Origin of the sequence: Bacteroides sp. 3_1_23 (genome assembly GCF_000162555.1) — a bacterium.
Taxonomy (GTDB): Bacteria; Bacteroidota; Bacteroidia; order Bacteroidales; family Bacteroidaceae; genus Bacteroides; species Bacteroides ovatus.
Genome location: NZ_GG774949.1, coordinates 2,090,953 through 2,114,716 on the forward strand (window position 1 = coordinate 2,090,953; position 23,764 = coordinate 2,114,716).

Sequence of the window (23,764 nt, forward strand, 5' to 3'; positions counted from 1 at the left end):
TTTTTTATGTCTATACGTCACCTTCAATGAAAAATATAAAATTGAAAAGACATAATGTACCACTCTCTAAAGCATAAATTAAGGAGGATTGCAGATATAGACTGATCGTTCATTACGACTGAATCTATTCATGCAATCCTCCCATTTCTTATAGTTGGATTATTCCTACTTCAAGCGATGATAAATCAAAGAGCCTTCTCTATGGCATTTTTAATCAACGGTTCCATAATATCATATCCCTCGCTCGTTGGATGAACTCCATCTTTAGTATATTGAGGATTCAAGGCCTGATTTTCGTCAACCACCATTGCCTTGTAATAATTAACAAACGGAATTTTATTTGCTTTTGCATAAGCCTCTATCCGGTCATTTAAAGATTTAATTTTCTGCGGAACATCTTTTATTTCCATTCTCCACTTAAATGCAGCAGCAGGCAATACGGAAGTCAAAATTACTTTTATTTTATTTGCTTTTGCCAGTTCCGCCATAGAAACGATGTTTCCGAATGTATAATCTTCATTATACGCTTGTGTATTTTCAGCGACATCATTTGTTCCGGCATTAATCACCACTAAAGCAGGAGAAAGATTAATCACATCTTCCCGGAACCGTAACAAGAATTGATAGGAAGTCTGCCCACTGATTCCACGGCCAATGTAACCATTTGATTTGAAAAAATCCGGATGAGTCCTTACCCATCCTTCCGTAATGGAATTTCCCATAAAAATAACCCGTTTGTCTTTCTTTGTCGCTTGTGGAAGTGCAGCATTTTCTTTTGAATAACGACGTAGATTAGCAAAATCATTTTTCTGCGCATAGCTTTCTCCTATCGAGAAACTCAAGCAAACAACAGCCAATAATATCCATTGGCCCCATCTTCTTTTATCCATGTTTATATTAAGTATTAGTAATATTATATTTCATGCAAAGATAAAAAGAAAAGCGATGCACCATACTTTGTACGGCTATTTTTTGTGCATTTCCATGCCATAATGTGCTGATAAATGTCAGACGCGAGAGATTTTTTCTGCATATTTGTTATTGTTTTCAGGTTTCCAGCAAAAATACGCCATACGCTGGGAGCTTCTAAATTCATCGGTTCTTTTCAATTGGTTTCGGTTCTAAATAGTCATATACGTTCGCATATTAATAACCTTTCTTTGGGGAAGCAAAAGTTAGAGGCTTCATTTGCCTGAAACGAAGCCTCTGAATGTATCAAACAGAGGCTCTGCCGCATGGGTTTAGAGCCTCCATTTAGGGAATAAAAAGCGCCTTTTTGCCGAACGCATAGTGGAACACTCTCCAAAGGCAGATAACTCACTATATGACAACTGGTTACGCCTTCCTAAAAAGCCCCCTTGAACACTTACCGGTATTATTATAAATATATAAATAATAAACTATATATATTAAAATGTATAGTTCGATTTTTCTATTTTTGAATCTTTATAACGCAAATCGCATGTGCTAAAATTTATTTGTAGCTTTGCTTTTTTCGAATAAATTCAGCTGTTAAATCAGTTCATAGTAATTATTAAAAAAGTTGATGAAGAAAGAAAAATGGAAGCATACGCATTTATCTGTCGTCCAAAATATCGAATAACCGTTAAGGCGAAGGTACTTTTTCTTAATCTATGTTATATAACATGCGTTTTTTCTTGGATTATTTGCTAATTTCACAACAGTCCGTATCTTTGCATTGTGTTTTTCATAGTATTAGATTTAAGGTTAACAAAGGTTGGAGCAAGGCGTTGCTCCTTTTTTTATGTCTATATGCTTGATTTCCTAAAAAAGAATGGTATTTTTGTAAAGTCACAATTATTATCCGAAACATGAAACGCAAACTACTTTATACCACTCTAATAATAGCTATTCTGTGTGTAATCAGCATACTTGTATGTAACAGGACGATCAAGAAACACACAGTCTCCAAACTATATACGGAAGTAAATACTATCCCCTCCAACAATGTAGGATTACTTCTCGGAACTTCTCCCAAGTTGAAAAATGGAAATAACAATTTATATTTCGATTATCGAATTCTTGCAACAGTAGAGTTATATAAAGCCGGGAAAATTAAATATATCCTCATCAGCGGCGATAACCGTAAAGAGGATTACAATGAACCGGAAGAAATGAAGAAAGCACTCATACAAAAAGGTATTCCTGAAAAATTCATTTATTTAGATTATGCCGGATTCCGGACTCTCGACTCTGTTGTACGTGCCAAAGAAGTGTTTGGACAGAATCGTCTGACCATCATCTCACAACGTTTCCATAATGAACGAGCGATCTATCTTGCAGAGAAAAATGGAATAGACGCCATCGGGTACAACGCACAAAATGTAAATGCTTATGCCGGACTGAAAACTAACATCCGGGAATTACTCGCAAGAGTCAAAATGTTTATAGATTTAGGTATGGATAAACAACCTCATTTCTTGGGGGAGAAAATCATTATTGGAAACAATAAATGACTAAATACAAAATGCCATGAATAAACACAAAAGATAAAACCTATGAGACATCAACAAAATAAGAAAAAAACAGCCTGGAAGAAAAGTCGCACCTTTGGTGACATTAAAGGAGGAAGAATGCGAATCAAATTAAAGGATAATATAGTGAAAAGAGAACACTCTTTATTAAAACCAACTGAATTTGATAAATGCCCCATTTATATAATGGAAAATCCGTCCAGGGATTTCTATTTTCCAATAACAATAGACCATATTGAAAGTGTATTGAATCAATTACCCGAAAAAGATGTATCATGTATAACACACATATGGCTACGCAAGCCTAATTCTAAAGTAAATTGCCAAAGTTATTTTACTACGGGTAGTGGAGTATATGCCATCATACTGTATCCATTTCCCAAAAACAACAAAATATCCATAGGAAAGAGCAAACCCAGTCACAAACTACTAACATGGTATAAAGGCTATGCATCTGAACCTGTAAAAGAACGAGATAACTGGTATATTGAATTCACAGAAGAAAATGCAAGAAGATATTATCTTGAACGTTTATTAATGCATGAAATCGGACATTGTGTCAATGTATGGTTAGTTTATAATAAAGCAGCAAACTACAAATCAGAAAATAGTGCAGATAATTATGCTTTGAATAATAAACTTGAAATAACTTATTAAATTATGGAACAACAAATTCAACTCAACGATCACAATAAGCAGGAATACCCTCCTATGCATACAGCAGAGCATTTACTCAATGCAACCATGGTGAAAACCTTTGGCTGCCCACGTTCTCGCAATGCCCACATCGAAAGAAAAAAAAGCAAATGTGACTATATACTTTCGTCATGTCCGACAGCGGAACAAATCCAGTCTATTGAAGATAGAGTGAACGAGGTAATCAGTCAGAACCTACCTGTGACTGTTGAGTTTATGACTCATGAACAGGCCAAAGATATTGTAGATTTAAGTAAGCTACCTGCCGATGCAAGCGAAACTCTTCGCATTGTCCGCATTGGAGATTATGATGCCTGCGCCTGCATCGGATTGCATGTATCCCATACTTCTGAAGTGGGTACCTTCAAAATCATTAGTTATGATTATGACGAAGAAAGGCAAACACTAAGAATAAGGTTCAAACTGATCGAGAAGAAGTAAACAGGTTATCAAATTAATATCTATCTTATATAAAATAAATAAAAACAGGATACATTTTGTCATTTATATTGCAAAAATGACATTATAAAAATGACAAATAGACAATTTTAGTCTCTAAAATCTCTTGGCATAAGGTTTGCATTTATAGAAACGAACAACGGTTCGAGAGCGGACGATGGAAGGCGGGATAACCGATACCATCGGAAGTGAAAATGCCGAAGTTCTAAATTTATTAATTGAATGTTTAACTTAAAGATAGGAGACTAAAATTATGATGCCTGTTAGAAGAACTCAAAGTTGGTTACCAAGTATCTTTAATGATTTCTTTGATAACGATTGGATGGTAAAAGCAAATGCTACTGCACCTGCAATTAATGTTTTGGAAACAGAAAAAGAGTACAAAGTGGAATTGGCTGCTCCTGGTATGACGAAGGATGATTTCAATGTTCGCATTGATGAAGACAACAACCTCGTTATCAGCATGGAGAAGAAGACTGAAAACAAGGAGGAAAAGAAAGACGGTCGCTATCTGCGTCGCGAATTCTCATACTCTAAGTTCCAGCAAACAATGATTCTACCGGACAATGTGGACAAAGAAAAAATTGCTGCATCCGTAGAACATGGTGTTTTAAACATCGAACTTCCGAAACTCTCTGAAGAAGAAGTGAAGAAGCCCAATCGGCAAATCGAAATAAAGTAATACGGTAACCACTTGCTGTTCACCGGAAACGGTGATAAGAAGTAATAAAACAGCTCTTTCCCTGAAAAGGAAACGAGCTGTTTTTATATTATTATCCTTAGTTATTCTTCCGATAACTAATCACTGCCCAACTATTAAACACTACTGCAAAAAACAACAATACTCCAAACTGTGGCAGTAAATCAAAGAAACCACTCCCCTTTAAATACACCATTCGCATCACTTCCATAAAATACCTCAAAGGATTGAGCCTGGTTATTATTTGAGCCCATTCCGGCATACTGCTAATGGGAGTAAACAAACCACTCATCAAAATTACAACCAACAAACAGAACCACATAACAAACATAGACTGTTGCATCGTTGCCGAGTAGTTGGAAATAACAAGTCCGAAACCGGACATTACCAGAACGAAAAGAACTGCGAAAAAGTAAATCAATAGAAAATGACCGACCGGCACTATGCCATAAATTAACCAAGCTAATATGAAACATACAGTCAGCACCACAAAACCAATCAACCAGTAAGGCAGGAGCTTTGCCAAAATAAAGATAAACTTCGGAACCGGCGTCACATTGATTTGCTCAATCGTTCCTACTTCCTTCTCGCTAACTATATTCAATGCAGGCAAGAAACCACAAATCAAAGTTAATAACATGACCATCAATGCCGGAATCATATAGAGTTTATAGTTCAGATTCGGATTAAACAACCCCTGTGTATCAATGCCTATCGAAGGGAAAGCACCGGAGACTGTAGCAGTTGCAGGATATTCCGAACGCAGCTCGGCTGCATAATCATTAATAATAGAAGATAGATAAGAACTCCCCAGCCCTCCTTTTGTCCCATTCACAGCATTGGCTGCTATCAGTATGTGGGTATCTTCTCCATTCATCCAATCCCGTTCCAGATGCCGCGGAATTTCCATCACAATATCCGCCGTTCCAATTTCAATATTCCGTAGGCCTTCTTCATACGAAACCGGCACTTCCACCAGACGGAAATAGGTAGAGGCGGCAATCTTATTGACTAAACGTTGTGAAATAGCCGAATGGTCATTATCCACAATATTCAGCTGTATATTCTTGATTTCCAGATTTACCGCCCAAGGCATCAACAGCATAATCATGCATGGAAATACAAGAATCAATTTCGGAAGAAACGAATTGCGAAGCAATTGTTTAAACTCTTTTTCTATCAGGAACTTTATCATAAATAATTCTTCCATTTATCAATCTGCCCATTAGCACACTGTATAGTATTCATACAACCAATTGGCATATCGACATATTATTCCAATCTATACTTAAATTTCTTGATACTGATCGTAATAAGTACCGTCGCCATCAATAACAAGATACCAATCTCTTTATACACCAATGCAACTGGTACTCCTTCAATCATCAGTTTACGCACAGCCTGTATATACCAACGTGCCGGAAGTATATCCGAGATCCATTGAAGTATCACCGGCATACTCTCTATAGGGAAAATCATGCCCGATAAAAGCATTGTGGGCATCATCAGCATCAATCCGGAAACCAGCATGGCCGCAACCTGTGTACGTGTGACTGATGAAATCAATAAGCCCAATGCCAAGGATACGAAGATAAACAGCAAAGATACGGTGATTAACCAGAACAAACTTCCTACCACCGGAACATCCAACACAAAGACCGAAAGCAAAAGGATCGTTATCAGATTGACAAACGACAGCACAAAATAAGGTACAGCCTTTGCCAAAATAATAAATAGCGGCTTCACAGGTGAAACCAATAATACTTCCATCGTGCCTGTTTCTTTCTCACGAACAATGGAAATCGAGGTCATCATGGCGCAAATCAGCATCAGGATCAAGCCCATCACTCCCGGAACAAAGTTATAAGCACTCTTCATCTGCGGGTTGTAGAGCAATTTGATATCAGGAGTCAGGCGGGCAGCCGACATATTCGGGGGAATCATCTCCTGGCCTACCATAGAAACGATTCCTGTCGCATAATTAACTTGCGAAGTCGACATATTGGGATCTGTTGCATCTACTATCAGCTGTACACGAGCATCACCCGTATAGAGATCATCCGCAAACCGTTCGCTAAAGACAATCGCCATATCAACTTCATTCTTTAGGAAAGCAGCTTCCATTTCCTGGGGCGAATGAAAACGTGCAGTAACGGTGAAATACTCACTGGCATCCAAACAATCAATTATTTTTCGCGTTACCACATCATTAGAAGGATCGAGCACCGCCAACCGAACATTCTTCACTTCCGTGCTGATAGCAAAACCGAATAGAATAATTTGCACGACAGGCATCCCCAACAAAATCAGCATGGTTCGCCGGTCACGGAAAATATGATAAAACTCTTTCTTTATAAAAGCTATAAACTGTCTCATAATCAATCTGCTTTGCGCACCGCACCGCGGGCTAATTTCTGAAAAACGTCATCCATCGTTTCCGCACCGAATTGTTGTTTCAGACGGGCAGGTGTATCAAGTGCTTTAATCTGACCGTCCACCATGATAGATATCCGGTTGCAATATTCCGCTTCATCCATATAATGGGTAGTGACAAACACGGTAATACCCTGATCAGCTGCCTGATAGATCAATTCCCAGAACTGTCTTCTCGTAGCAGGATCTACTCCACCGGTCGGCTCATCCAGAAAAACGATTCTCGGTTCATGGAATATTGATACTGAAAAAGCCAATTTCTGTTTCCATCCCACCGGAAGGCTCTTCACCAGAGTATCCCGTTCGGCAGTAAGCTCCAAACGATCCAACAATTCTTCTGTCTTCCGTTCTATCTCTTGTTCCTTCATGCCATAAATTCCGGCAAACAGACGGATATTCTCCCACACTTTCAGGTCTTCATATAGCGAAAACTTTTGGCTCATATATCCGATATGTTTCTTAACTTGTTCGGCCTCCCGGTAAATATCATATCCTGCCACCTTTCCGATGCCTGATGTCGGTTTACTTAATCCGCAAAGCATACGCATAGCTGTCGTCTTTCCTGCTCCATTAGCACCCAGAAAGCCAAATATCTCGCCTCGATTCACCTGAAAGGAGATATGATCTACTGCAGTAAAATCTCCAAAACATTTTGTCAACTGTTCCACTTCAATGACCGGAGCTACTTCATGCTTCACTTCCTCCCGCTCCAAAGAAGGAGGGCAAAGGATAGACGCAAATTGATGAAGAATACGTTCCGGGGTATCAATGCCATGAATCTGTCCATGATTGATGAAAGCAATCCGGTCACATTGCCGGGCCTCATCCATGATAGGAGTAGAAACGACAATGGTAATACCCTGTTCCCGTAAGTTTCGGAGCATTTGCCAGAATTCCTTACGCGACACGGGATCTACTCCGGTAGTAGGTTCATCCAGGAATAAAATATCCGGTTTATGAATCAAAGCACAGCTCAATGCCAGTTTCTGCTTCATACCACCTGACAAAGCCCCTGCCCTTCTTTTCCTGAACGGTTCTATCTGTTGATAGATATCTTTAATTAAATCATAATTCTCCTGAACTGTCGTATGGAACACGGTAGCAAAAAACTCCAGATTCTCTTCTACCGAAAGATCCTGGTAAAGTGAAAAACGACCGGGCATATATCCCACCTTCGTACGAATCTGTTTATAATCCGTTACCACATCCAGCCCGGCAACTATGGCCGTTCCTTTATCCGCCAGCAACAAAGTAGTCAGAATACGGAATAAGGAACTCTTACCGGCACCATCAGGCCCTATCAGCCCAAAGATTTCTCCCCGTTCCACAACGAAAGAAACGTCTTTCAGCGCCTCCACTGTTCCATAGTTCTTGCCGACTTCTTTCACAACCACTATGGGTTCTTCCTTTGCCATTCCCTTGCGTTTAATTTTTAATCTTCAATTTTTAATTTTTCAATGTCACTCCTCCGTACATGCCAATCTTCAATGCTCCGTCATTCTTCACGGCAATTTTCACTGCATATACCAGATTAGCACGTTCGTTTTTCGTCAAAATCGTTTTGGGAGTGAACTCCGAACGGTCGGAAATCCAGGTCACTACCCCCGGATAAGCTTTCTGCTCCGAGTTTCCATAATCAGCATACACAGTTACCTCATCTCCCAGTTTCACTTGCGACAACTGTTCGGAGGTGATGTAAGCCCTCAAATACATGCGATCCACTTCAGCCACTTTAAACAGCGGTTTACCTATTGCCGCCAATTCACCGGCTTCTGCATATTTTGCCAATACGGTACCTTCAATAGGCGACTGGACATGACATTTAGCTAATTGATCCTCCATCTGTGCAACTTGTATGGCAACCGAATTTCCTTGTTCTATCAGGCTGTTCGTACTATTCTGCAATGACGATTCCTGTGCGACAAGCTGCCTTTCAAGCAATTTGACTTGTGCGTCCCAGTCGTCCAACTGTTTCTGATTCGCCGCTCCAGCGGCAAGCAGGTTTTCCACGCGTTTCTTTTCACGTTCTGCTGTTGCTATTTGCTGTTTGGTAGCAGCTATCTGTTTAGCAAGATCCGGACGTTGGCTTTCCACTGATTTCATACTGGCCTCCAGTTGTAATTTCTTCAAATACAATTGCACCGTATCCACCAGCCCAATCTCCTCACCTGCTTTCAGTCTTGTTCCCTCTTCTACCTCCAGTCGCAACAGCTTTCCGGCAGCTTCGGCAGAGACTATCACTTCCGTGGCTTCAAACGTGCCGGTTGCATCATAGCCGGGTATTCCCTTACCACAAGCAGCCAACATAATCAATGCCACTCCATACATTCCTATCTTTGTCATTCGTTCCATATCTAAAGAAGTTATATTAATCATTCGTAGTATATTTCAATTGATAAATTCCCATTAACCGTTGAATTTCATGCAACGCTTTCGACTGACGTGCCAAACTCTCATTGGTCAATTCCCGAAGCATCTCGGTCACCGTCAATGTTCCATTCGCCACTTTGGCCTCTGCCGATTTGCGAATATTGGTACGCAAACGGATAATCTCATCATCATCCTGCATTTGCTTTTCCAATGATTGGATGGCCTGATCTTGTTGTGTCATCTCCAATCTTGTATTAAACAGAAACACATCCCGGTTATTATCCAATTGCCGGCGTTTATTTTCAATTACCTTCCGGTCATTCTTCAAGGTATACAAACTACCAAAATTCCATGAAAGGCGAACACCCGCAATATAGTAGGGAGAAAATTCATTTTTCAGCATATTCAATCCGGGGTTTCCATAAGCTCCCTGCACGAATAATCCGAACTGTGGAAGATGACGCACATTCAAAGCTTTCTCCTGTACTTGCAATCCTACTCCTTGCGCATTGAACAAAGATAATTCCGGACGACGAATCTCACCGACAGCCGAAATGTCATCTTGAGGAACAGGTTTCTCCAAAACCGTTTCCTGCGACAATTTCTCTCCTACCAAAAGTGAAAGCATCTTCAAATACGCCATACGCGATGAAGCCAGTTCAACTCTTTTCTGCTTTGTGTTCAACTGCTCCACTTTCACAGCATCCAAATCGGCCTGATTGGCAATGCCATTTTCTACGTAAGCAGTAATCTGGCGATAATTTCTCTCCAGTTCATCTTGCAACAATGCATTCTGTTTCAGTTGCTCGTCCAACAAAAGAATCCCAAAATAAAGGTCATTTACACGACTATTTAGCGCATACATATCCACATTCAGTTTTTCTTTCTCTATCTCCGCTTCCGCAGTCGTTTGTTTCTTCTGCATCCGGATTCCTCCACCATCCCAGATTTTCTGTTGTAACTCCAACATCACCTGATACTGATCTTTCGGCACTCCTTTCAAATCCACTCCGGGAAGCTTCACCGGAATTTCCGTTACCTCACTCTGATAAGAAGCTTTAGCCGAAAGGGCAAACTGTGGCAAATATCCTTTTGCCGCATTCTCAAGATTATATTCCTTTGTTTTCTCCACCAAGCCATACTGATGTACCAACGGATAATTTTCTTGCGTCTTCCGTTGACATTCTTCCAACGTTATCTGCGCATTTATTCCCGATACAAACAATAAAAAGGAGAAACTGAAAACCATTCTTTTCATACACATCATTTCTTTAATTTCTTCAAAAGACAAAGATAGAGGTTTCAAAGATACGTTCACATTCCGATAGTTAGTAAAAATGTTCCAATAGTTCGATAAAGAGAAAGAATAAAAGGCTATTTGCTGATTTTTATTATCTTTGGCGGAAAAAACAGATAAAGATGGAAAAGAAAATACCATTAAATATAGGTCTCGAAATCTTAGAAAATCCGGATATCGTCCGATTTAACGAATTTCGTTTCATATCTCCGCATTTCGGATTCGTAAACAGCTTCGCCAAAATAGAATCCAATCTTATCACAATAGATCAACCTTATCGTATCAAAGAGGGACGTATCGCAGTTATCAAACAGGGATATGCACGCGTATTAATCAACCTGATAGAAGAAACTTTTCAGCCGGACAAGCTACTATTAATTGTTCCGAATTCCATTCTTCAGATTATAGAAGTCTCTCCGGATTTTGATATGCAGATGGTAGCCATGGACGCGGAATTTCTTTCTATAGCCGGAAAAGACAATTTCTTCACTCATCTCTCACAGTTACAGAAAAACCTCATATTATCTCTGACCTCACATGAATACGACTTGTTTAAGAGTTATTTTGCTTTAATATGGAATATATTACAAGAACCGACGTTCCGACGGGAAGCTATTCAATATCTACTAATCAGTCTTTTGTGCAATATAGAATATCTTGTCAAAAACAACAATCAAAAAGAACAGAGCTGTCAGACACATCAGGAAGAGATTTTCCAGCGTTTCATTTCTTTAGTCAATGCTTATAGCAAGAAAGAACGTAATGTTAGTTTTTATGCGGATAAGCTATGTCTCACTCCTCGTTATCTTAATACGATCATCCGCCAAACCAGTCAACAAACAGTAATGGACTGGATAAACCAGTCCATTATATTAGAAGCTAAAGTATTGCTAAAACATAGCAATCTGCTTGTTTATCAAATTTCTGATGAATTGAACTTCCCTAATCCTTCTTTTTTCTCGAAGTTCTTTAAGCGAATGACAGGAATGACACCACATGAGTATCAATTCTCGAAATAAATTTTATTTCGAGAATTCCTTAATTCTTTGCTCTTCTTCCAGCTTGCAGATCAATAATGTGTTATCTTTCTCTGCAATGATATATCCATCCAAGCCTTGAATGACTACTCGTTTTTCTTCGCTGGCATGCACAATACAATTTTTACTTTCGTACAAACGGATATCGGTTCCTACGGTTGCATTTCCAGACTTATCCTGTGGAAGCAAACCGCGAAGTGCTCCCCATGTACCCAGATCTGACCAACCAAAAGAAGCGGGAAGTACATAAATCTCCTGTGCTTTCTCCATCACTGCATAGTCGATAGAAATGCTTTCGCAAGTAGGGAATAACTTCTTGATTGTTTCATTCTCTTTCTCTGTATAGAAATCGGGGAAAATGCGATCGAAAATTTGTGCGATGCCCGGAGCATATACACGCATCACGGAAGTAATAGTACGCACATTCCATACAAAGATTCCCGCATTCCAGAAGAAATTGCCTTCTGCCAGATACTTTTCGGCAGTCTCTTTATCCGGTTTTTCCTTAAATGCATCTACTGTATAAATCTCTTTATCTGTCTGGAGCTGATCGGCAGCAGCAATATATCCGTATCCGGTTTCCGGACGAGTTGGCCGGATACCTATCGTTACAATAGCGCTGCCATCATCTGTGAAACGAAGGGCTTTCTCCATCACTCTACGGAATTCTCCCGTATCAATGACTAATGCATCCGAAGGAGTTACTACAATGTTAGCATTCGGATGTTTTTTCTTGATCTTCCAGCAAGCAAAAGCAATGCAGGGCGCAGTATTGCGCGCACAAGGCTCCGCCAAAATATTACTTTCCGGAATTTCCGGCAACTGCTCCCGAACAATATCAATGTATTTTTCAGAAGTTACGACCCACATATTTTCCCTAGGGCAAACACCGTCGAAACGGTCTGCCGTCAACTGAATCAGCGACCGGCCACATCCCATTACATCAATAAATTGTTTAGGACATTCCGGAGTGCTCATCGGCCAAAAGCGGCTCCCTATGCCACCAGCCATTATTACAACATGATTATCCATACCTGTTATTCTCCTGTTAAAAAAATATTCTTTAAAATAGGTGTGCAAGGTACTTCAAAATGTCCAAAACAGCAAATAAAAATAAGAGTATTTGTAAGCTCCCGATAAAGTACCAATATTTATAATGAAGAAGTATTCAATATAAAAACGGAAGACAACAAAAGTGCTGTCTCCCGTTTTGAGTTGTATATTATCTAGTGATAATATCATTTCAAATATCAACGATCTTCACAGACAGTTGATATAATAGAAATCACATCGGATTTACACCGACATGAGGGCATTGATCAGGAATACACCGCCGTACATTTCCTGACCACAAAATGTAGGGTGCTTCATATGTGTAGCATGAAGTTAGGGACCTACATGTTCCATCTCACTTTTGTGTAAAGTATTAAAAGTACTCTATGACATTATTAACTTAAAAAAATCTCGATCACCAATAAAATATATATTGGCGAATTCTATGTCAAAGTTTATTAACCGCTATATTTTGGTTGAATTTATGACTCCTTGTCATGAAAATGTTCTCCATATCCATAACCGTAACCATAGCGCTTACCATAACCATAGAACTTGCCATATTTACCATAACCGTAATAATAACCGTATTTTCTTCTTTTCAGATCCAAACCATTAATTACAGTACACAGGCTAGGCAATTTATCTTTTTTAGCAAGTTCGTTGATCAAAGTATACTCGTTTTTATGAGTATAGTCTGCACGGCAGACATAAACAGACAGGTCAGCCACACGTCCTATCAACAAGGTATCAGTTACCATACCAACAGGAGCTGTATCCAGAATCACATAATCAAAATTCTTCTTAAGAGTTTCAATCGCTTTATCCAGTCCATCACGAGCCAATAATTCGGTAGGATTAGGAGGAACTGTTCCACCGGGAAGAATATAAAGATTCTTACTTACATCAGAAAGCTGTACTAAATCCATCAAGTTCTTTTCCGGATTAGCCAAATATTGAGTTATACCAACTTCTTTTCTCGGAATATTAAATACTTTATTCAAGCCCGGTTTACGAATATCAAGACCAACGATTACTACTTTCTTCCCTAATAAAGAAAGACTAATAGCAAGATTAGCAGAAATGAAAGATTTACCCTCACCACTAACCGTAGAAGTAACCAGAATCACCTTCTTGTCATTTTCAAGCATAAACTGAAGATTCGTTCGGATATTGCGGAAAGTTTCACTCATCAAGTTATTGTGATTCTCAAATACAGCAATAGTACCCTGCTTTTCATCAGTCAATGGAATATCACCAACAATAGGCACACAAGTAAGCTTTTCTACATCAGAACGACCTTCAATCTTGAATTTGGTTAATTCGAGCAGGTAAATAATCCCCACCGGAATTCCGATTCCTAACACTAAAGCAACCAGATAAATTATCTTGCCTCTAGGAGATACAGGAGTATCATCCGCTATAGCGTCATCTATAATCTTCGCATTATTGGCTGTAGCAGCCAGAGTTATCGCATTCTCTTCACGCTTCTGAAGAAGCATCAAATAAAGTCCGGCCTTTATCTCCTGTTGGCGAGCAATACTCACAAACTCACGCTCCTGACCAGGTGCCTCACGAATACGACGGGAATAACGATTCGCTTCACGATCCAAATCTGCCTTTGTAATCAACAATCCACGCAAAACCCTGTCTAAAGATACTTGTACATTCTCTTTCATGGCATGAATACTTGTATCCAAGTTTATAATGGTAGGATTATTCTCCGTTGATGTACGCAGCAAACGTTTTCTCTCAACAAGCACATCATTATAACGGTTGATGGCAGCCGCAAGATTCACATCCTGCAATCCGATATTACTAGGTAAAACCTCATAACCTTCATTTTGCATATATTTTTGCAAATCCTGCAGCAAATTAATCTGGGTTTGATTCTCCACACGCTTCTTTTCATATTCAGCACTACCCGTCAAAGCTATTTGTGCATCACTGGTCAAATCCGTAATACCCGCCCCACGTTTGAAACTTTCCAGATCCTTTTCCGTACTACCCAGTTCTTTAGAAATAATACTAATACGTTCATTGATAAATTCTGCTGTTTTCTGTGCCACTTCATTCTTATCATTATTCGTATTGATATTATACATCTCCAATAACTTATTGATAAAATCCTTGCCGCGTTGTACATTTGAGTTTTTCAATGATATGACAGCCACAGAAGTGGTCTTGGAAGTAGGCTCAATAGTCATATTTTTGCAATACCCTTTCGCTACAGCCAAAGGCTTATTAATTGTTGCTGTAATATTACGTGTAGTCTTTTCTGAATCTGTATTTTTTTCCAATATTCTTTTAGATAATACAGAATCCGGTGTCAGGAAAAAAGCCAATGTTCCTTTATCGGTAGGAAAAACAGCCGGTAACTTTTCGAAATGTTTCTGATATTCATCATCGCCAAGCTTCACATTCACATCCAGACTTCCTTGTGGTTGCAATATCATCTCCACAATTATCGGTTTCTCCAATAAATCGGCCTCCTGCGGAGTCATGCTCACTTGTACAGGTGAAGTTTTATACATATTCCTGGAAAGAAATTCATCCTCATCCGTATAAGAAATATAGAGGCCCAAATCTTCAACCACTTCTTTGACGATAGTCTTGGAACGGAGCACTTCAATCTCGTTATCAATATTCTGTGAAGAAGACATCAAACCATCCAATCCCAGACTCTCCAACCCGGAAAGCATTCCGGCACTACCTCCCTTTTTATCGTCCTTTATTAAAACCGTAGCAGATATGTTATACACAGGAGTAGCTATATACAAACAGACCCATGCTGTAATCAAACATACCACAACCGCCCCCACAAACCAAGGCCAATGGAGCAAATACTTAAACAGCAGTTCCTTGACATCTATACTTTCTTCCTTAGGCTCTTGTGTTCCGTTGAATTCTGTTTCTTTCATTGCAAATCGTTATTTTAAGATGTTTACTAATAGGCTGACAACGGATACCAAGATAGAGGTAGCGGAGAACCAGAGGCTGGTACTATTGCCCACATCAGAATTTCGAGCCTTTGCTTTATTGGGAGTTATATAAACAATATCATTCTGTTGTAACCAATAGTAAGGTGAAAGAATCGTTTCGGCATTATTTAAATCCAAAGTGACAATTTGCTGTTTGCCATTTGCGTCCTCACGAATCAGCTTCACATTATCACGAAGACCGTATACCGTCATATCACCAGCCATGGCCAATGCCTCCAATAGATTCACCTTCTCATTAGAAATAGTAAATGTACCCGGTCGAGCAACCTCTCCAATGACTGATATCTTATAATTTACCATACGTACTGTAACAATAGGATTTTCTTTCATATAAGGCTTCAATTTATCAACGATTAACTGCTCTGCCTGTTTTTTTGTAAGCCCTCCAACTGTCAGTGCTCCTAATACTGGAAAAGATATTTTCCCTTCATTGTCAACCAAATATTGTTGTAACACAGGCTGAGTAGTAGTGTACTGTATTGATAAATTAGACGGGCTGGCAATTGTCAAGTTAAAGGGTGCAGCTAGTTCCGGACTGGTACACGAAACCACAATTGTCAATAAATCTTTCGGCATGATCTTTGCATCATAAAGAGTTTCCTGCTGAGTAGCTTGATTGACTGCTTCCACGTCTTGCAAATAAGGTACCTTTTTATAAGATTGACATGCTGCTAATAAAAAAGACAACAATATCACACATATTAGTTTATTTACTTTTTCCATATTCTTATCATCTTATTCACTTTTAAAAGTAATATCATCTGTAGGGGGGTATATAAATTCAAACTCTAAAGTTCTTGCCAGCCCCTCTCCTAAAGAATAAGGAGCTTTAAAAACAGAAGAATGTATTTTAGCAGCATCAAATTCAGTTGTTGCACAAAACTTCTTCACACGCACAGAACTTACTGCCAATTTCTTACGAGTAATGCAAGCAAATATATCAAAACAATATCCTCCTATCATGCCCAACCAATAAGGGAAATGAGTAGCCGGAATATGTTTATTCATAACTTTGCTCACATGAGCCACTAGTTCATTCATTGTAAAATCCGGCTTGTCAACATAATTAAACACATTATAACCTGTCCGAACCTCATCAATCATGTATTTTACAAAAGCAACAACATTACCGACATAAGCCATTGACTTTTTATTGTTTCCAGAACCAATCATTAGAAACTTTCCACTCGCAATTTGCTTTAATAAATTGTACACATTGCCTCTGTTACGTTCTCCAAAAATGACTGTTGGACGAATAATATCAATATTCCAATCCGGATGTAACTTATACCATTCATGCAAAATTTGCTCTGCCTGCCATTTACTTTTCCCATAGTGATTAAACGGATCTGCCGGATATTCTTCATTTGGATTCTTTTTATTTAGACCATATACTGCAACAGATGAAAAAAAAATGATTCGTTTTATATTATTTTTCTCCATTGCTTTTAATGTCTTTTCTATACCACCTACATTTGTATCATAATAAAGAGATACCGGAACAACATCATCTCGATGCTGTGCTGCTAATAAAACAACACATTCAGCCCCTTCCAATTTCTTATCTAAATAATCCTGATCACGTACATCACCAATTGCTGTAACTTCTGGAAAGAAACGACTTTGTTGCAAATCAATATTCAACATCTCATATCTTTGTGCTTTTTTCAAAAGTGTAATCAAACGAGTCCCGACAAAACCTGACGCACCAATTAAAGTTATTTTCATGTTTTTTACTAATTATCTTTTTACTAACAATTTACAAATTACAGACATCTTTAAATTTCACGCATAGTTTCGCATAATCATATTTTTCGGCTGCTTTTTTCGCTTTATTACATATTGCCTGATACTCATCAGAAGGCAAGTTTTTAAGCGAAAGTATAGCAGCGGCATAATCCTGCGGATCAGTTAACTTACAGTCTATGCCGACACCCTCCTCTAATATGATACTGTATGGCATTCCCACATTACAACATAATGGTTTACCACTTGCCAGTCCCAAAAACATCTTATTCATACTGCCACCATACTTCCCGAAATTAGTAGAATAATTCAGAGCATTCACATCTGCTTTTGAAAGTATATATGGCACATACTCAGGTGATGTCCATTTTGCTTTAAATTTTACGTTTGTAATCTGTTGTTCTTCACAATAATGCTCTAAAAAAGCCCTATCCTCACCATCACCATAAATCAAGACCTGCACACTATTATTCTGCAATATTTTAGCTGAATCTATAAGCAGTTTAAGATTATTTGCCAATCGAATGCTTCCCAAATAAATAATATTGAAAGTTTTATCGTTTGCCAAATCAAAATCTTCTATTTTGTATCTTTGCATGTTAACATTAAACTCAGACAAATCAATACCATTATTTATATAATGCAATTTATTTAAATCAATTGTCCCCCCCTGATCACTATCCCATCCGTTTTCTCTCACATAATTAACTGCACCAGGCATAGAAAAAACAACGTTGTCTGCTTTACTATAAATATATCGTTCTAAACAATAAGCAATTTTCACGCATGGATTATTTTTTCCCAATAAGCCTAAGCTTACGAATGAATCAGGCCATAAATCTGTAACATCCACAATATATTTTGCTTTTACCTTTTTAGCAAGTTGATAAATTGGAATATCAAAAGGAATACGAGATGTATGAATTATCACATCCGGTTTCTCAAATTGTTTTCTATGGATGAATAATTTAACCGCAAACCTAAAATATGATATAATCCTTCTTATCCCATTAGTAGATCCACAACCTGCATTTACTAAAACAAAAGGGATATTATCATAAGTTTTCTCTTCAAATGTCTTATTAGAGTCAGACAAACATAAGTTTCTATTGTGAACATAACTAGAACAAAACAATTTCACATTATAGCCTTCTGATTGAAAATATTGTGCCAACTTTATTGTTCTCAAATGAGTGCCATAAAATTCAATAGGTGCTGCATCTTTATTTATGAACCAAATAGTCTTTTTCTTCATCATAAGATTATTACTTCCAAGCATTCAACACTTTTACAACCCTTTCAACCTCTTCCATAGATATAACAGGACTCATTGGAATACTCAATTCTTCAGCATGAATCAATTCTGTAATTGGAAAGCTAAGATCATTCCATTCTTTATAGCATTCTTGTTTATGAGGAGGAATAGGATAATGGATATTAGTTTGAATATCATTCTCTGCTAAATATTGTTGCAAGCCATCACGATCTGCACAACGAATTGTAAAAAGATGAAATACATGTGCATTCCAATCTTTCACAATTGGCAAAATAATCGCTGGATTCTCAATGTTTTCTATATAATATTTTGCAACTTCTTTTCTTAATTGTATATCATTATCAAGATAACGGAGTTTAACATCAAGAATAGCTGCCTGAATTTCGTCAAGACGACTATTACGCCCTACATATTGGAAAACATATTTCTTTGCAGATCCGTAATTAGCAACCGACCTTACTATATGTGCCAACTCATCATCATTCGTTGTCACAGCTCCTGCATCCCCTAATGCACCTAAGTTTTTACCCGGATAAAAGCTATGCCCTGCAGCATCGCCTATCGAGCCTGTCATTCTCCCATTAAATTTGCAGCCATGTGCCTGCGCATTATCTTCTACAAGCTTAAGATTATATTTTTCACATAATTCTCCTATTTTCTCAGTATACGCACACTGACCATAGAGATGTACTATAAGTATAGCTCTTGTACGAGAAGTTATAGCTTTTTCAATCTTAGAATCATCAATTTGATATGTTTCCAGATTGGGTTCAACCAACACAGGAATGAGTCCGTTCTCAGTAATGGCTAAAATAGAAGCAATATAGGTATTTGCAGGAACGATAACTTCATCTCCAGGTTTCATTATCCCCATTTCAATATAAGCACGGAAAATCCAAATCAATGCATCAAGGCCGTTAGCACATCCTATAGTATATTTAGTACCAATATATGAAGAATAATGTGTTTCAAACATTGCATTTTCTTTGCCTTGTAAATACCACCCTGAATCAACGACTCTCAATACTGCTTCATGAATCTCTTCTGCATATTTTGCAGTAACTTTCTGTAAATCTAAAAATTTAATCATATCCGTTTTATATTTTATGTTTAACTCCATTTTTATCACACATATTTAAGTCCAGGGCAATACCATCTTTAGTGATATACCCTTTTTTACATGCAGGATTACCAAACCAAATCTCATGTGCCGGAACATTTTTTGTAACAACACTTCCTGCCCCGACAAGAGCGTACTCACCAATAATCAATCCTCCCATTATTGTAGAATTGGCTCCGATCGAACAATGTTCCTCAAGTGTCGTCATTAGAAATTCACTTGGATAGACTTTTGAACGAGGAATCAAATCATTAATAAAAGAGACATTTGCTCCGATAAAAACATTATCTTTTACTCTTAGACCATCCCACAATTGTACTCCTGATTTTACAGTAACATTGTTACCTATAATAACATCATTCTCTACAAAAACATGGGCACATAAATTGCAGTTACTTCCAATAACAGCACCATTTAAGATGACACAAAATTGCCATATAGTAGTCCCGTCACCAATCAATTTACTTTGACAGTCAGCCAGTGGGTGTATCATATATTCCTCGCTTTATATATTTGTTAATACTTCAATGTATAGTTTAGCCTGACTTTCCCAGTTATACTCTTCTAAAACTGCTCGTCGACCATTTTGCCCCATCTGATAAGCCATTTCCTTATTTTCAACTAAATATTGAATAGCCTCCTTTATTTGCTGCGAATTATGTGGATCAACACAAATTCCACAATTATATTTTTCTACAATTTCACGATAGCATTTCACATCCGAAAGCAACACCGGTAACCCCGCCTCCATACTTTCAAATATTTTCAACACACCAAAAGATCCATTCGGACTGCCTGTCCGACTAAAATCCCGAAGAGTATTACTAATAGTCATTTTTGAAAAAACTGTTGATATCTCTTCTTTCTTAAACGGCCCTGCAAAATCCACATTCTTCCAGTTTGGAAAAGTTTCAAGAACATCAACATATCCTTCTTCAATCACACCTGCAACATAATATTTGATATCCGGCAATTCCGCTAAAGCTTTTAATACTTCTTTTTGACAACTAATCCAATAGACTGTTCCAATATATCCAAGAACATTTTTACGGGATAAATATTCCTCCTTGGATAAAGTAAACCTGGAAGATACAACAGGGAAATTTTTAATAACATAATGATTCTTTATTCCCCACTTTTCAAGGCGATTGTCAGTATCATCAGTTACAGTAAATACAGCATTATATTTCTTTAGAGATGACTTCAGATATTTCTCCATCAGCACTGCAATTACATTACGAGCTATTTTAGGCAAATATGCTTTATCATGAATGATGCCAGGATAAAACTCACGAAGATTAAATACAACTTTATATCCCTTATGTTTCAATTTAACCCCAAGAGATAATAGCTCCGGATCAGAAATTTGGTATACATCTGCATTTATCATCAGTGCTTTCCTATAAAGAAATTTCTTGGCATTCAGCATCCTCTCTATACGCGAGCATGGCTTATAGTTACACGAAATAAGCTCAATACCATCAATTGTTTCATTCGGTTCTAAGTCACAAACAACAATAGTAACTTTATAGCCAGCCATTGCCAATGCCTTCCCCTGACGGTCAAAGATCAATGGGTCTTTTCGAGAATAAAGCCCTGTGAGATAACAAATATGCATCATGGATTTAATTTTATATTTTCACGTTTGTCGTGCATTACTATATACATAGAAAATAGAAAGATATAATTAACAGAAAATAACCCAGGACGCTGATATAATGTAGCAAGTAGCAAGGTTATAAATATAAGAATATACCATATGGACTTTATACGATTTAAGGCATAAAGAACAAAGAAAAGCAGGTACATAATACAGACAACAGCTCCATTGGACAGAATTGCATTTCGATAACCAGCACTATCCGAGAAGTTTGCCAACTGTCTCTTATTATCTACCCCCCACCAATATTGACTTGTATCCTGAATAGAATTAAAATAACTTTTTAAACTACTATCAGCCCTATTATCCCCACTGATCATCCCTTGTGTTTTATCATATTCCAATCTATCCCAAATCAACAACCTAGTCATTGTATTTTGCATAGAAAAAACAATTAACAATGCCATTAAAGAAGAGATGAAGAATTTATATACGACCTTGACATTTCTAGAAAATAAAAAATACACTAAAAAAAATGGCAGAAAGGATATAGAAAAATAGAGACAATGAAAGAAGTCCAGAAATTAAAATAAATATATTCCTTTTATCCTTCAGATTAAAATTATCTATATACAGCATAAGTCCGGCGATAGTACCAACAACACCCGGCTCATCAAAAGGGCCACAAAATCTTAATGATTGAAAATAAACATCAAGACCTGCCCCTAAATAGTTGGGAATAACTAAAAATGGATATGTAATATAATTATATGTTTTTACAGCATTCAAAGGAGCTATTATTTTTCCAGGGACAGGAATACCAAAGAAAAGTAACAGCCATACCAAAATGGATATTCCAATTATTATAGAATATAACGTTTTGTACCTATCAAACACGTTAACCATAAATCTTTTCGATCCAAAAGGTACTGCTGCCAAAATAATCATAAAAAAGAATCCTATCAGATTACGATTTTGAGAAATAGAAGCTAACAAAAGGGTAAAAACAAAGAAAAACAGATACAGCACATTCAATCTATTCATTCTATAATTCCGCCAGAATAGAATCGCCAATGGGAAAAGAAATACAATTTGCGCATAAGACCCACTTAGACTCCAAGTAAAAAATGGCCTTAGAGTTAACAAAAGTAATATACCTCCTATAAAATAAGTTATATCATTACTTATTTTTAATCCTCATTATAATCAATCATTTTTTTCAGTTTATCAGTGCTGACAATGTAATCAGCATGTAAATCTACTGTACTATCAGAAATACCAGCTAAATACCGCATTTTAACATCGACAATATTAGCAATAGTCGAAAATATTGGAGAATAGTTTCTTATGGATCTAAAACAAATAACCTTACAACCGCTATGACAAAACAATAAATTTGTAAATGCAGCTCCAGAACCACCCACAATATAGTCAGCATTATTAAACAAGGCCATTTGCTCACAAAAAGTGTATGTTTCGGGAGCAACAACTTCAAACCCATATTCTTTAAGTATTCCCCAAACTTCAAATTCATTATAATGCCTCTTTTTTGTACTCTTCCGTGTCAGAAAAATGCGTTTCGGAGTTGCTAAATTAGACTTAAACAAGAGCAATTTATCACGCATTTGCAATGTTAAATGACAATCAAAAACAAACCCAAATAAATGATCAGGATCAGTAATATCTCTATAATGAGGTGCAATAGAATTCACAGCAGAAAGAGAATATAAAGTACCAAATTCTACTATTTCTTTTTCTCCTATAGTAATTATGTCACGTTGGGTTTCATTAAGAATCTCAAAAATCTTTTTAAAAGAATCTATTTTCATTACGATTTCATCGATTATCAACGGAGCATCTTTTGATATGTTTATTCTGTTGAAGACAAGCAGTTTAATGAGAATTTCATACAATTCATGATAGTAATTACATGAAAATTTCCCTGAAAGCATAATTCCAGACTTCAAATAACGACATTTCCCAATACCGCCATCGTTACGTAAAACAGCAACATTATTCTTTAACCGCAATAAAAGCCCATCAAACATCACATAGCGATCGTTCATATTATAACAGAAGTCGTTAATTACACACTTTTCTTTCACATTTAAGATAAAATCGGAATTTCCTTGTATTCTAACACCTTCATGTTTATAAATAAAAATATCTTGCATCGGAACTGATATCAGTTCTTTCTTCAAAGGCTCCAACTCATAGGTTAACTTACTTGTATACCCTACTCTATTAGTAATAAGTGGTATTATAGATGAAGTCAAATGCGATTTCGCATAGACATGATGACTAACAACTTCAAACGGTACAAACGAAACACAACGTAAAACCATATTATTCATCGCATATAAACAATGCCCCCAACTGTTCTTTTTTGAATGATAATAGAGTCTACATGATATACTTTCTATAGCATTTCCGATTCTTTTATTTATTGAATGTTTTATTTCGAGCAATATTTTCTTCAT

General features: G+C 37.3%; 22 protein-coding genes. 5 read left to right on the forward strand and 17 right to left on the reverse strand.

Annotation, left to right across the window (positions count from 1 at the left end; genetic code table 11):
• Window positions 1-185: 185 nt before the first annotated feature.
• Window positions 186-890 carry an SGNH/GDSL hydrolase family protein gene (locus HMPREF9010_RS15985; protein WP_004309262.1) on the reverse strand — a complete coding sequence of 235 codons (705 nt, stop codon included), beginning with the start codon at window positions 888-890 and terminating at the stop codon, window positions 186-188.
• Between the two features lie 942 nt (window positions 891-1,832).
• On the opposite strand from HMPREF9010_RS15985, the gene HMPREF9010_RS15975 reads away from it, so the two are divergent.
• The 4 genes from HMPREF9010_RS15975 to HMPREF9010_RS15960 all read left to right on the forward strand — a co-directional run bounded on the left by HMPREF9010_RS15975 (window position 1,833) and on the right by HMPREF9010_RS15960 (window position 4,332).
• Window positions 1,833-2,477 (forward strand): vancomycin high temperature exclusion protein, encoded by a 645-nt coding sequence (locus tag HMPREF9010_RS15975; RefSeq protein WP_004309264.1) that lies wholly within the window; start codon window positions 1,833-1,835, stop codon window positions 2,475-2,477.
• A 42-nt stretch (window positions 2,478-2,519) separates the two neighbouring features.
• The gene (locus HMPREF9010_RS15970) at window positions 2,520-3,152 is read left to right on the forward strand and encodes a hypothetical protein (protein ID WP_004309265.1); all 633 of its coding nucleotides are present in this window, start codon (window positions 2,520-2,522) and stop codon (window positions 3,150-3,152) included.
• Window positions 3,153-3,155: 3 nt separating this feature from the next.
• Window positions 3,156-3,632 (forward strand): hypothetical protein, encoded by a 477-nt coding sequence (locus tag HMPREF9010_RS15965; protein WP_004303639.1) that lies wholly within the window; start codon window positions 3,156-3,158, stop codon window positions 3,630-3,632.
• Between the two features lie 271 nt (window positions 3,633-3,903).
• Window positions 3,904-4,332: an Hsp20/alpha crystallin family protein gene (locus HMPREF9010_RS15960; protein WP_004300008.1), complete on the forward strand. Its 429-nt coding sequence runs from the start codon at window positions 3,904-3,906 to the stop codon at window positions 4,330-4,332.
• 97 nt (window positions 4,333-4,429) lie between these two features.
• Here the strand turns inward: HMPREF9010_RS15960 and HMPREF9010_RS15955 are convergent, their stop codons facing one another.
• The 5 genes from HMPREF9010_RS15955 to HMPREF9010_RS15935 all read right to left on the reverse strand — a co-directional run bounded on the left by HMPREF9010_RS15955 (window position 4,430) and on the right by HMPREF9010_RS15935 (window position 10,411).
• Entirely contained in the window at window positions 4,430-5,545 is a 1,116-nt protein-coding gene (locus HMPREF9010_RS15955) for an ABC transporter permease (RefSeq protein ID WP_008776607.1), read from the reverse strand.
• Window positions 5,546-5,622: 77 nt separating this feature from the next.
• The gene (locus tag HMPREF9010_RS15950; protein ID WP_004309268.1) at window positions 5,623-6,726 is read right to left on the reverse strand and encodes an ABC transporter permease; all 1,104 of its coding nucleotides are present in this window, start codon (window positions 6,724-6,726) and stop codon (window positions 5,623-5,625) included.
• Between the two features lie 2 nt (window positions 6,727-6,728).
• Entirely contained in the window at window positions 6,729-8,198 is a 1,470-nt protein-coding gene (locus HMPREF9010_RS15945; RefSeq protein ID WP_004309269.1) for an ATP-binding cassette domain-containing protein, read from the reverse strand.
• 31 nt (window positions 8,199-8,229) lie between these two features.
• A complete protein-coding gene (locus HMPREF9010_RS15940; protein ID WP_004325720.1) occupies window positions 8,230-9,135 on the reverse strand; it encodes an HlyD family secretion protein in 906 nt (301 codons plus the stop codon).
• Window positions 9,136-9,151: 16 nt separating this feature from the next.
• Complete coding sequence (locus tag HMPREF9010_RS15935; protein ID WP_022199077.1) at window positions 9,152-10,411, reverse strand: TolC family protein; 1,260 nt, start codon at window positions 10,409-10,411, stop codon at window positions 9,152-9,154.
• 161 nt (window positions 10,412-10,572) lie between these two features.
• On the opposite strand from HMPREF9010_RS15935, the gene HMPREF9010_RS15930 reads away from it, so the two are divergent.
• Window positions 10,573-11,469 (forward strand): helix-turn-helix domain-containing protein, encoded by an 897-nt coding sequence (locus tag HMPREF9010_RS15930; protein WP_004300016.1) that lies wholly within the window; start codon window positions 10,573-10,575, stop codon window positions 11,467-11,469.
• A 3-nt stretch (window positions 11,470-11,472) separates the two neighbouring features.
• Here HMPREF9010_RS15930 and HMPREF9010_RS15925 read toward each other — a convergent pair whose 3' ends face one another.
• From HMPREF9010_RS15925 to HMPREF9010_RS15885, 11 genes are all read right to left on the reverse strand, one after another.
• A complete protein-coding gene (locus HMPREF9010_RS15925; protein ID WP_004325717.1) occupies window positions 11,473-12,519 on the reverse strand; it encodes a mannose-1-phosphate guanylyltransferase in 1,047 nt (348 codons plus the stop codon).
• Between the two features lie 503 nt (window positions 12,520-13,022).
• On the reverse strand, window positions 13,023-15,461 hold the full coding sequence (locus HMPREF9010_RS15920; RefSeq protein WP_008648227.1) for a GumC family protein: 2,439 nt from the start codon (window positions 15,459-15,461) through the stop codon (window positions 13,023-13,025).
• A gap of 9 nt (window positions 15,462-15,470) precedes the next feature.
• The gene (locus tag HMPREF9010_RS15915) at window positions 15,471-16,265 is read right to left on the reverse strand and encodes a polysaccharide biosynthesis/export family protein (RefSeq protein WP_004309275.1); all 795 of its coding nucleotides are present in this window, start codon (window positions 16,263-16,265) and stop codon (window positions 15,471-15,473) included.
• Between the two features lie 12 nt (window positions 16,266-16,277).
• Window positions 16,278-17,270 (reverse strand): NAD-dependent epimerase/dehydratase family protein, encoded by a 993-nt coding sequence (locus HMPREF9010_RS15910; RefSeq protein WP_004300024.1) that lies wholly within the window; start codon window positions 17,268-17,270, stop codon window positions 16,278-16,280.
• 31 nt (window positions 17,271-17,301) lie between these two features.
• Window positions 17,302-18,546, reverse strand: coding sequence for a glycosyltransferase family 4 protein (locus HMPREF9010_RS15905; protein ID WP_232284328.1), 1,245 nt, complete (start codon window positions 18,544-18,546; stop codon window positions 17,302-17,304).
• 7 nt (window positions 18,547-18,553) lie between these two features.
• Entirely contained in the window at window positions 18,554-19,654 is a 1,101-nt protein-coding gene (locus HMPREF9010_RS15900; RefSeq protein WP_004309278.1) for a DegT/DnrJ/EryC1/StrS family aminotransferase, read from the reverse strand.
• A gap of 7 nt (window positions 19,655-19,661) precedes the next feature.
• Window positions 19,662-20,177: an acyltransferase gene (locus HMPREF9010_RS15895; RefSeq protein WP_004300033.1), complete on the reverse strand. Its 516-nt coding sequence runs from the start codon at window positions 20,175-20,177 to the stop codon at window positions 19,662-19,664.
• A gap of 12 nt (window positions 20,178-20,189) precedes the next feature.
• On the reverse strand, window positions 20,190-21,305 hold the full coding sequence (locus HMPREF9010_RS15890) for a glycosyltransferase (RefSeq protein WP_008648229.1): 1,116 nt from the start codon (window positions 21,303-21,305) through the stop codon (window positions 20,190-20,192).
• Window positions 21,302-21,751, reverse strand: coding sequence for a hypothetical protein (locus tag HMPREF9010_RS26515; RefSeq protein ID WP_232284329.1), 450 nt, complete (start codon window positions 21,749-21,751; stop codon window positions 21,302-21,304). The genes HMPREF9010_RS15890 and HMPREF9010_RS26515 overlap by 4 nt, the downstream gene beginning before the upstream one ends.
• A 40-nt stretch (window positions 21,752-21,791) precedes the next feature.
• Window positions 21,792-22,328 (reverse strand): hypothetical protein, encoded by a 537-nt coding sequence (locus HMPREF9010_RS26520; protein ID WP_008648230.1) that lies wholly within the window; start codon window positions 22,326-22,328, stop codon window positions 21,792-21,794.
• Window positions 22,329-22,474: 146 nt separating this feature from the next.
• Window positions 22,475-23,764, reverse strand: a complete 1,290-nt coding sequence (locus HMPREF9010_RS15885; protein WP_008648231.1) for a glycosyltransferase family 61 protein — start codon at window positions 23,762-23,764, stop codon at window positions 22,475-22,477.

What these genes read in the sequence shown, in the direction of transcription:
- HMPREF9010_RS15975 (WP_004309264.1), top strand. Translation starts at nt 1,833, where the DNA reads ATGAAACGCAAACTACTTTATACCACTCTAATAATAGCTATTCTGTGT.
- HMPREF9010_RS15885 (WP_008648231.1), bottom strand. Translation starts at nt 23,764, where the DNA reads ATGAAGAAAATATTGCTCGAAATAAAACATTCAATAAATAAAAGAATC.
- HMPREF9010_RS15940 (WP_004325720.1), bottom strand. Translation starts at nt 9,135, where the DNA reads ATGGAACGAATGACAAAGATAGGAATGTATGGAGTGGCATTGATTATG.
- HMPREF9010_RS15935 (WP_022199077.1), bottom strand. Translation starts at nt 10,411, where the DNA reads ATGAAAAGAATGGTTTTCAGTTTCTCCTTTTTATTGTTTGTATCGGGA.
- HMPREF9010_RS15965 (WP_004303639.1), top strand. Translation starts at nt 3,156, where the DNA reads ATGGAACAACAAATTCAACTCAACGATCACAATAAGCAGGAATACCCT.
- HMPREF9010_RS15930 (WP_004300016.1), top strand. Translation starts at nt 10,573, where the DNA reads ATGGAAAAGAAAATACCATTAAATATAGGTCTCGAAATCTTAGAAAAT.
- HMPREF9010_RS15895 (WP_004300033.1), bottom strand. Translation starts at nt 20,177, where the DNA reads ATGATACACCCACTGGCTGACTGTCAAAGTAAATTGATTGGTGACGGG.
- HMPREF9010_RS15915 (WP_004309275.1), bottom strand. Translation starts at nt 16,265, where the DNA reads ATGGAAAAAGTAAATAAACTAATATGTGTGATATTGTTGTCTTTTTTA.
- HMPREF9010_RS15890 (WP_008648229.1), bottom strand. Translation starts at nt 21,305, where the DNA reads ATGATGCATATTTGTTATCTCACAGGGCTTTATTCTCGAAAAGACCCA.
- HMPREF9010_RS15945 (WP_004309269.1), bottom strand. Translation starts at nt 8,198, where the DNA reads ATGGCAAAGGAAGAACCCATAGTGGTTGTGAAAGAAGTCGGCAAGAAC.
- HMPREF9010_RS15910 (WP_004300024.1), bottom strand. Translation starts at nt 17,270, where the DNA reads ATGAAAATAACTTTAATTGGTGCGTCAGGTTTTGTCGGGACTCGTTTG.
- HMPREF9010_RS15985 (WP_004309262.1), bottom strand. Translation starts at nt 890, where the DNA reads ATGGATAAAAGAAGATGGGGCCAATGGATATTATTGGCTGTTGTTTGC.
- HMPREF9010_RS15970 (WP_004309265.1), top strand. Translation starts at nt 2,520, where the DNA reads ATGAGACATCAACAAAATAAGAAAAAAACAGCCTGGAAGAAAAGTCGC.
- HMPREF9010_RS15925 (WP_004325717.1), bottom strand. Translation starts at nt 12,519, where the DNA reads ATGGATAATCATGTTGTAATAATGGCTGGTGGCATAGGGAGCCGCTTT.
- HMPREF9010_RS26515 (WP_232284329.1), bottom strand. Translation starts at nt 21,751, where the DNA reads ATGGCATTGTTAATTGTTTTTTCTATGCAAAATACAATGACTAGGTTG.
- HMPREF9010_RS15900 (WP_004309278.1), bottom strand. Translation starts at nt 19,654, where the DNA reads ATGATTAAATTTTTAGATTTACAGAAAGTTACTGCAAAATATGCAGAA.
- HMPREF9010_RS26520 (WP_008648230.1), bottom strand. Translation starts at nt 22,328, where the DNA reads ATGAATAGATTGAATGTGCTGTATCTGTTTTTCTTTGTTTTTACCCTT.
- HMPREF9010_RS15950 (WP_004309268.1), bottom strand. Translation starts at nt 6,726, where the DNA reads ATGAGACAGTTTATAGCTTTTATAAAGAAAGAGTTTTATCATATTTTC.
- HMPREF9010_RS15960 (WP_004300008.1), top strand. Translation starts at nt 3,904, where the DNA reads ATGATGCCTGTTAGAAGAACTCAAAGTTGGTTACCAAGTATCTTTAAT.
- HMPREF9010_RS15920 (WP_008648227.1), bottom strand. Translation starts at nt 15,461, where the DNA reads ATGAAAGAAACAGAATTCAACGGAACACAAGAGCCTAAGGAAGAAAGT.
- HMPREF9010_RS15955 (WP_008776607.1), bottom strand. Translation starts at nt 5,545, where the DNA reads ATGATAAAGTTCCTGATAGAAAAAGAGTTTAAACAATTGCTTCGCAAT.
- HMPREF9010_RS15905 (WP_232284328.1), bottom strand. Translation starts at nt 18,546, where the DNA reads ATGATGAAGAAAAAGACTATTTGGTTCATAAATAAAGATGCAGCACCT.